Annotated in this window: 7 protein-coding genes; 4 read left to right on the top strand and 3 right to left on the bottom strand. The window is 65.8% G+C overall.

What is annotated here, in order from left to right; translation table 11 throughout:
- Positions 1-349 precede the first annotated feature (349 nt).
- The gene (locus AC3WT0_RS13655; protein ID WP_492753949.1) at positions 350-1,558 is read left to right on the top strand and encodes a lipase family protein; all 1,209 of its coding nucleotides are present in this window, start codon (positions 350-352) and stop codon (positions 1,556-1,558) included.
- A gap of 22 nt (positions 1,559-1,580) precedes the next feature.
- Here the strand turns inward: AC3WT0_RS13655 and AC3WT0_RS13660 are convergent, their stop codons facing one another.
- Positions 1,581-2,141 carry a GNAT family N-acetyltransferase gene (locus AC3WT0_RS13660; RefSeq protein ID WP_492753950.1) on the bottom strand — a complete coding sequence of 187 codons (561 nt, stop codon included), beginning with the start codon at positions 2,139-2,141 and terminating at the stop codon, positions 1,581-1,583.
- Positions 2,138-4,027 (bottom strand): signal peptide peptidase SppA, encoded by a 1,890-nt coding sequence (sppA, locus tag AC3WT0_RS13665; RefSeq protein ID WP_492753955.1) that lies wholly within the window; start codon positions 4,025-4,027, stop codon positions 2,138-2,140. The genes AC3WT0_RS13660 and sppA overlap by 4 nt, the downstream gene beginning before the upstream one ends.
- Before the next feature lie 190 nt (positions 4,028-4,217).
- On the opposite strand from sppA, the gene AC3WT0_RS13670 reads away from it, so the two are divergent.
- The 3 genes from AC3WT0_RS13670 (at position 4,218) to groL (ending at position 7,022) form a co-directional block, all read left to right on the top strand.
- The gene (locus AC3WT0_RS13670; RefSeq protein ID WP_492753951.1) at positions 4,218-4,820 is read left to right on the top strand and encodes a DVUA0089 family protein; all 603 of its coding nucleotides are present in this window, start codon (positions 4,218-4,220) and stop codon (positions 4,818-4,820) included.
- 217 nt (positions 4,821-5,037) lie between these two features.
- Positions 5,038-5,325, top strand: a complete 288-nt coding sequence (groES, locus tag AC3WT0_RS13675) for a co-chaperone GroES (protein WP_492753952.1) — start codon at positions 5,038-5,040, stop codon at positions 5,323-5,325.
- A 56-nt stretch (positions 5,326-5,381) separates the two neighbouring features.
- Positions 5,382-7,022, top strand: a complete 1,641-nt coding sequence (gene groL / locus AC3WT0_RS13680) for a chaperonin GroEL (protein ID WP_492753953.1) — start codon at positions 5,382-5,384, stop codon at positions 7,020-7,022.
- A 243-nt stretch (positions 7,023-7,265) separates the two neighbouring features.
- Here groL and AC3WT0_RS13685 read toward each other — a convergent pair.
- Positions 7,266-7,524 (bottom strand): hypothetical protein (locus AC3WT0_RS13685; protein WP_492753954.1); only part of this gene is annotated, 259 nt, incomplete at its 5' end.

Below are 7,524 nucleotides of genomic sequence, written 5' to 3' on the forward strand. Positions count from 1 at the left end.
ATGCAACGCCTCCCGACAAGGGAGCGCAAAGCCAATGCGCGTGGGCGACTCGAAGCTGTTGTGATTGCGGTTGTGAGGCGCAGGAAGCGCTTCGGGTCGTTTCGCCGCAAGCTGGTTGCGACCAAACGTTGCTGGAGTGCGATCGGGATAATTTGTTGATTTAAAACATATTAACTATAATTGCATTCGCGCCGATGGTTGCGGGATGGTCAAAACGCCGCCGCGCCGCGGGTCGTTACACAAGCGTCAAATAGAGTGCTGCCCGCCGCGCGCTTTCAGTGTAGGAGGCGCGCGCAGTGGCTTGCGGGCGAATCGGCGGCAGGCCATAATTCGGAGCGGATCGGCAGCCATGAACTCACTTCGCCTCCTCGCGCGTCACCTGTTCCTCCTGCTCGGTCTCGCGCTTGTGGGCGTCGTCGCTGCGTCGCCGGCATTGGCCGAGATGCCGCCCTTCTACACTGTCGCCGACAGCGACGTCCCCGGCGCGCCCGGATCGATCATCCGCGTCGAAAGCCTCGACGGCGCGCCGGCCGGGGCGAGCGCGTGGCGCATCATCTATCGCTCGACCGATCCCGACGGCAGGCCGATCGCGGTGTCGGGCATGGTCTTCATCCCCGCGCGGCCCGCGCCGGCCGGCGGGCGTCCGATCGTCGCCTGGGCGCACCCGACCAGCGGCGTGGTCGCGCCCTGCGCGCCGTCGCAATCGCCGCTGCGTATGCTGATGATCCCGGGTCTCGGCGACTTGCTGGCGCGCGGCTATATCGTCACGGCCAGCGACTATGCCGGCCTCGGCGTCGGCGGCCCGCACCCGTTTCTGATCGGCGAGAGCGAGGTGCGCGCCGTGCTCGACTCCGTCCGCGCGGCGATCAACCTGCCTGATGCGGCGGCCTCGCGCCGCTTCGCCTTGTGGGGCCATTCGCAGGGCGGCCAGTCCGCGCTGTTCAGCGCGATCCGCAGCGGCGGCTATGCGCCCGAGCTCAGCCTGCTCGGCGTCGCCGTCGCGTCGCCCGCGACCGATCTCGCGACGCTGTTCATGGACAGCCTGTCGGGTCCGGGCGGCAAGAATGTCGCGTCGATGGCGCTGTGGGCGTGGTCGAAGATCTACAATGTCCCGCTCGATCGCGTCGTGCTGCCCGAGGCGCTACCGAAGGTCGACATGCTCGCGCAGCAGTGCATCGGCGCCATACGCGGCAGGGGCGAGCGCCGCGCCGCCGACAAGTTCCTCGCCGACACTTTTCTCTCGGTGCCCAATCTGACAGCGGTCGAGCCGTGGAAATCGATCGCCGCGCGCAACACGCCGGGCGAGACGCCGACGGGCGTCCCCGTGTTCATCGCGCAGGGCATGGCGGACGAGCTGGTCCGTCCCTCGGTGACGATCGCTTATGCCCGGTCGCTCTGCGCCGCAGGGCGCAACGTGACGATCGATGCGCTGCCCGGCGTCAAGCACGCCTTCGCGGCATTCAAGAGCGCCGGCGAAGTCATCAAGTGGATCGACGATCGCTTCGCGGGCACCGCGCCGGCCGGCGACTGCGCGACGCTGGCGGCGCAAGGCGAGTAAGCCCGGCGCCTGGCGGCGCGGCTCAGGGGTCGCGCCGCACGCCTATGTCGGCGAAGCGCTTGGGTTCGTCGGGGGTGCCGTTGGGCTCGGCAAGGCTCGCCTGCCAGATGCCGACATCGTGCCAGCGCCCCTGCTTCCAGCCGACCTCGCGATAGACGCCGGCGCGGCGGAAGCCGACGGATTCGTGCAGCGCTATCGATGCTTCGTTGGGCAGCGTGATCACTGCGATCGCCTGCGTGAAATCCTGCGCGCGCAGCGTATCGATCAGCGCTTCGTAGAGCAGTCGGCCGACGCCCTGCCGCTCGAGCCCGCCCGCGATATAGATCGATGTCTCCACACAGAAGCGATAGGCCTCGCGCTCGCGGAAGCGCGCGGCATAGGCGAAGCCCAGGATCGTGTCGCGATCCTCGCTGGTCGCGACGATCCACGGATAGAGCCCCTTGGACGATTCCATGCGCGTCCGCATCGTCCGCGTCGTCGGCACCTCGGTCTCGAACGAAACTGCGCTGGCGGCGACGTGCGGCGTGTAGATGGCGGTGATCTGCGCCGCATCGCCCGCTTCGGCGGGGCGTATCAGGATCATCGCGCGAACCTCGCGAGCAGCCACTGCATCATCGTTTCCCCTTCTTTCTCCGAAACCGGACGCGCCACGGCATAGTTGGCGCATTCAAGGCAGCGCACCTGCATCGCCGGCCCGCGCAGCAAAGCCTGTGCGTCGGCCAGCGCGCCGAACAGCAGCGCCTGATTCTGCCGGGCGAGTTGGGTCATCAGATCGGTATCGCCTTCGCTGCCTTGATCGTCGTCCTTCTTGCGCGCCCAGCTGCGTGCGAGCGCGGCCCAGCTATCGGCGCGCTTTTCCAGATAGACGGGCCTGGCGGTCGCGGGGTCGATCTTCGCGCGCCGCGCTGCTTCGGCGATCGCATCGTCGATCGACCCGAACGCATCGACCAGCCCGATCTGGCGCGCGGTGCCGCCGTCCCACACCCGGCCCTGCGCAATCTCGTTCACGCGTTCGACGGGCATGTGTCGCGCTTGCGACACCAATGTGAGGAAGCGGCCGTAGATGTCTTCGACCCCGGCCTGCACCAGCTTGTCGAATTCGGGCGTGGTGCCGGCGAACAGGTCGGGCTGGCCGCTGAGCGGCGTCGTCTTCACGCCGTCGCTGGTCACGCCGATCTTGGCGAGCGCATTCTCGGCGGTGGGCAGGATGCCGAAAACGCCGATCGATCCGGTGATCGTCGTCGGCTCGGCGAAGATGCGATCAGCGACGGTCGTCACCCAATAGCCGCCCGAAGCCGCGACCGATCCCATCGAGACGACGATGGGCAGCCCCTTCTTCTTCGCGTCGAGCAATGCGGAACGGATCTGTTCGGCGGCCAATGCCGATCCGCCCGGCGAATCGACGCGCAGCACGATGGCCTTCAGCGGCTTTTCGGCGATACCCTTGTGGATCAGCCGCGCGATCGTCGCGCCGCCTGCGGTGCCGGGATCGGCATCGCCGTCGACGATATCGCCGGCGACGGTGACGACGCCGATCTGCCCGCCGCCGGGCGCGGGATTGGCGGCGACCCAGTCGTCATAGGCAATGCGGCGGAACCAGCCGGCGGGCTTGGCGTCGTCGCCCCCGGCGATCGCGGCGACGCGCGCGCCGAATGCGGTGCGGTCGCCCAGCTTGTCGACGATGCCATTGGCGACGGCCGCCTCGGCCATCTGGCCGTGCGCGGCGGCCAGCGCGCCCGTCGGGTCGGCGATATAGGGGGCGAGCTTCGCCTTGGGGCGGGCGCCGGCGACATGGCGCTGCCAGCCTTCCCATAGTGCGGCGGCAAGCTGCTTGCTCGCCTCGCGTGCCTCGGGCGACTGATCGGCGCGCATATAAGGCTCGACTGCCGACTTGTAGGTGCCGACGCGGTAGATGTGCGCGGTCACCCCCAGCTTGTCGATCAGGCCCTTATAATAGAGCCGCGATCCACCCGGCCCGGCGAAGACCGTCGCGCCCATGGGGTTCATCCAGATTTCGGAGGCATGGGCGGCGAGCAGATAGGCGGCGTCGCTATAGCCCGTGGCATAGGCCAGCACCGGCTTGCCTGCCTTGCGGACTCTGCCCAGCGCGTCGCCGACGCTGATCAGCGCGACTTGCCCGCCGCCCTGGAATCCGTCGAGATCGAGCACCACAGCCTTCACCCGCGCGTCGGTCGCGGCGGCATCGAGCGCGCGCACCACGTCGCGCAGCCGATATTCGCGCGTCTCGGGCGCGCGGCTGGACAGGCTGGAAACCAGATCGGCATCGGTCGGCTGTTCGACGATCGATCCCTTGAGATTGAGGAGCAGCGCGCCGTCGCCGATGCTCGCGGGCATCGGCCGCGCCGACAGCGCGACATAGATCAGCCCGAAGAACAAAAGCAGGAACAGCAGGACCAGCGCGTCCTTGACCCCCACCAATATGCGCCAGGCGCCGCGCAGCAATCCCATGTTCAACGTCTCCGATCCTCGCGCCATTTAACGCGGCCCATCGCTTATGGAATAGAGCCCGTCGCGTTAAAATCCGCTCACCCTGTCGGTGCGCTTGACATTAACTTTGTCCGTTTACAGGGGTTTTGGGCGAAATCCGTCGTTGGCATAGGGTTTGCGAGGCGGCGGATATCTTTTGAAGGGGTCATCTATGTCGCGTAAACTTCTGCTCGCTTCGATCCTCGCCGGCGCTGCCATGGCAGCGCCTGCCTCGGCCGCCGATTTCTCGTTCACCGGGAACCTTGCCGACGCGAACGACGTAGCCTTCTTCGATTTCACCATCGACTCGCTTTCGACGGTCACCCTGCGCACCTATTCCTATGCCGGCGGCGTCAACGCGGCGGGCGATACGATCGCGCGCGGCGGCTTCGACCCTATTCTCGCGCTGTTCGACAAGAGCAGCGGCGCGCTGATCGGCCAGAATGACGACGGCGGCTCGTTCGTGCCGGCCGATCCGAATACCGGCAATCACTACGACACCTATTTCTCGCAGGCGCTGGCTGCCGGCACCTACACCGTGTCGATCAGCGCGTTCAGCAACTTCGCGATGGGTCCGAACCTCTCGAACGGCTTCTCGGGCGGCGGCAACTTCATCGGCCGCGAAAGCCGCTGGGCGTTCGATGTGCTGGGCGCCAATGTCGCGACCGGCCCCGGCGGCGTGCCCGAGCCGGCGACCTGGGCGCTGCTGATCGGCGGCTTCGGCCTCGCGGGCTTCGCGGTCCGCCGGCGTAAGGCTGCTGTCACGTTCGCCTGATAGGCGCTTAAACCAACCCACCGGAAAAGCCCCGGCGCCCGGTGCGCCGGGGCTTTTTCTCATTCCGGCGCGAAAAGCGAAAAACTCGTCGCCTCCGCGTTGACTCGGGGCGGGGGCGCACACATATGGCCGCCGTTGGCACTCGCCTTGTGTGAGTGCTAATCATGTTCCACGAAGGCAGGGGTGGGCCCTGCTACAAGCATAAGGGATGGCCGAAATGAACTTTCGTCCGCTTCACGACCGGGTGCTCGTGCGCCGCGTCGAGGCCGAAGAGAAGACTGCGGGCGGGATCATCATCCCCGACACCGCCAAGGAAAAGCCGCAGGAAGGCGAAGTCGTCGCCGCCGGCACCGGTATCAAGGCCGAAGACGGCAAGGTGACGCCGCTGGACGTCAAGACCGGCGACCGCATCCTGTTCGGCAAGTGGTCGGGCACCGAGGTCCGCGTCAACGGCGAAGACCTGCTGATCATGAAGGAAAGCGACATCCTCGGTATCGTCGGCTGAAGCCGACGCCCCGATTGCGCTGACCCCAATCGAAATTTCTAGGAAGGAACAGGATAATGGCTGCGAAAGACGTCAAGTTTTCGCGTGACGCGCGTGAGCGCATCCTGCGCGGCGTGGACATCCTCGCCGACGCGGTGAAAGTGACGCTTGGCCCCAAGGGCCGCAATGTCGTGATCGACAAGTCGTTCGGTGCCCCGCGCATCACCAAGGACGGCGTGACTGTCGCCAAGGAAATCGAACTCAAGGACAAGTTCGAGAACATGGGCGCGCAGATGATCCGCGAAGTCGCGTCGAAGACCAACGACCTCGCCGGTGACGGCACCACCACCGCGACCGTTCTCGCCCAGGCGATCGTTCGCGAGGGTATGAAGTCGGTGGCTGCCGGCATGAACCCGATGGACCTGAAGCGCGGCATCGATCTCGCCGTCTCGAAGGTCGTCGAGGACATCAAGTCGCGCTCGAAGCCGGTCGCCGGTTCGAACGAAGTCGCCCAGGTCGGCATCATCTCGGCCAACGGCGATGCCGAAGTCGGCCAGAAGATCGCCGAGGCGATGGAGAAGGTCGGCAAGGAAGGCGTGATCACCGTCGAGGAAGCCAAGGGCCTCGAGTTCGAGCTCGACGTCGTCGAAGGCATGCAGTTCGACCGTGGCTACCTCTCGCCCTACTTCATCACCAACCCCGAGAAGATGACGGTCGAGCTCAACGACCCGTTCATCCTCATCCACGAGAAGAAGCTGTCGAACCTCCAGTCGATGCTTCCGATCCTCGAGGCGGTTGTGCAGTCGGGCCGTCCGCTCCTCATCATCGCCGAGGACATCGAGGGCGAGGCTCTGGCCACGCTCGTCGTCAACAAGCTGCGCGGCGGCCTGAAGGTCGCGGCCGTGAAGGCTCCGGGCTTCGGCGATCGTCGCAAGGCGATGCTCGAGGACATCGCGATCCTGACCAATGGCGAACTGATCTCGGAAGATCTCGGCATCAAGCTCGAGACCGTCACGGTCGGCATGCTCGGCACCGCCAAGCGCGTCACCATCGACAAGGAAAACACCACCATCGTCGATGGCGCCGGTGACGAGACCGCGATCAAGGCCCGCGTCGAGGCGATCCGCGCCCAGATCGAGAACACCACCAGCGATTACGACCGTGAGAAGCTCCAGGAGCGTCTCGCCAAGCTCGCCGGCGGCGTTGCCGTGATCAAGGTCGGCGGTTCGACCGAGGTCGAGGTGAAGGAGCGCAAGGATCGCGTCGATGACGCGCTTCACGCCACCCGCGCCGCGGTCGAGGAAGGCATCGTCCCCGGCGGCGGTACGGCCCTGCTGTACGCCACCAAGGCGATCGAAGGCCTCAAGGGCGCCAATGACGACCAGACCCGCGGTGTCGACATCATCCGTCGCGCGCTGCAGGCCCCGGTTCGCCAGATCGCGCAGAATGCCGGTCATGACGGCGCCGTGATCTCGGGCAAGCTGCTCGAGGGCAACGACACCTCGCTGGGCTTCAACGCCCAGACCGACACCTACGAGAACCTCGTCGCCGCCGGCGTGATCGACCCGACCAAGGTCGTGCGCACCGCGCTGCAGGATGCGGCCTCGGTCGCCGGTCTGCTCATCACGACGGAAGCCGCCGTGTCCGAGCTGCCGGAAGACAAGCCGGCTGCCCCGATGGGCGGCGGCATGGGCGGCATGGGCGGGATGGACTTCTAAGTCCCCTCCACGCCCGGCCGACAAGCCGGACCAATGCGAAGGGCCGGGGAGCGATCCCCGGCCCTTTTGCTTTGCGGATGTTTGCGCCAGTTTCCACTGCGGCTGCGCCAAGTGGCTACTGCTTTCGATATGTTGGTCGAGATCGTGAATCTTGCGCTAGCGAAACTGGCGTGGGAGTCGATCGTAGTGACCATAGGAAAGTGGCGAGGCAACGTGAACTGCCTCGCCAGGTTTTTTGGTCGCTTACGCGATCTGGATCAGCACCCAGATAACGGCCTGATTGTTATAAGGGGGCATACGATTGCCCTTCGCAATCGGGGCGGTGGTTGAAGGCGTCCCTTCCACCCTCCATACGCCACTTTCGGGACAAATTTCTCCCGTGCGCGCACGAGTTCCGATGGAGCGTTTAGCCGTAGTATTCATTTCATTTACCTCAGCAGCAGATTGATTTTCTGCAAACCCAGAGGTAAGTCGCACGACGGTCGGGCCGAGGCTTACCCCT

The organism is Sphingomonas sp. EU05-FHT14C10, from assembly GCF_058790595.1.

What these genes read in the sequence shown, in the direction of transcription:
- sppA (WP_492753955.1), bottom strand. Translation starts at nt 4,027, where the DNA reads ATGGGATTGCTGCGCGGCGCCTGGCGCATATTGGTGGGGGTCAAGGAC.
- AC3WT0_RS13670 (WP_492753951.1), top strand. Translation starts at nt 4,218, where the DNA reads ATGTCGCGTAAACTTCTGCTCGCTTCGATCCTCGCCGGCGCTGCCATG.
- groL (WP_492753953.1), top strand. Translation starts at nt 5,382, where the DNA reads ATGGCTGCGAAAGACGTCAAGTTTTCGCGTGACGCGCGTGAGCGCATC.
- groES (WP_492753952.1), top strand. Translation starts at nt 5,038, where the DNA reads ATGAACTTTCGTCCGCTTCACGACCGGGTGCTCGTGCGCCGCGTCGAG.
- AC3WT0_RS13660 (WP_492753950.1), bottom strand. Translation starts at nt 2,141, where the DNA reads ATGATCCTGATACGCCCCGCCGAAGCGGGCGATGCGGCGCAGATCACC.
- AC3WT0_RS13655 (WP_492753949.1), top strand. Translation starts at nt 350, where the DNA reads ATGAACTCACTTCGCCTCCTCGCGCGTCACCTGTTCCTCCTGCTCGGT.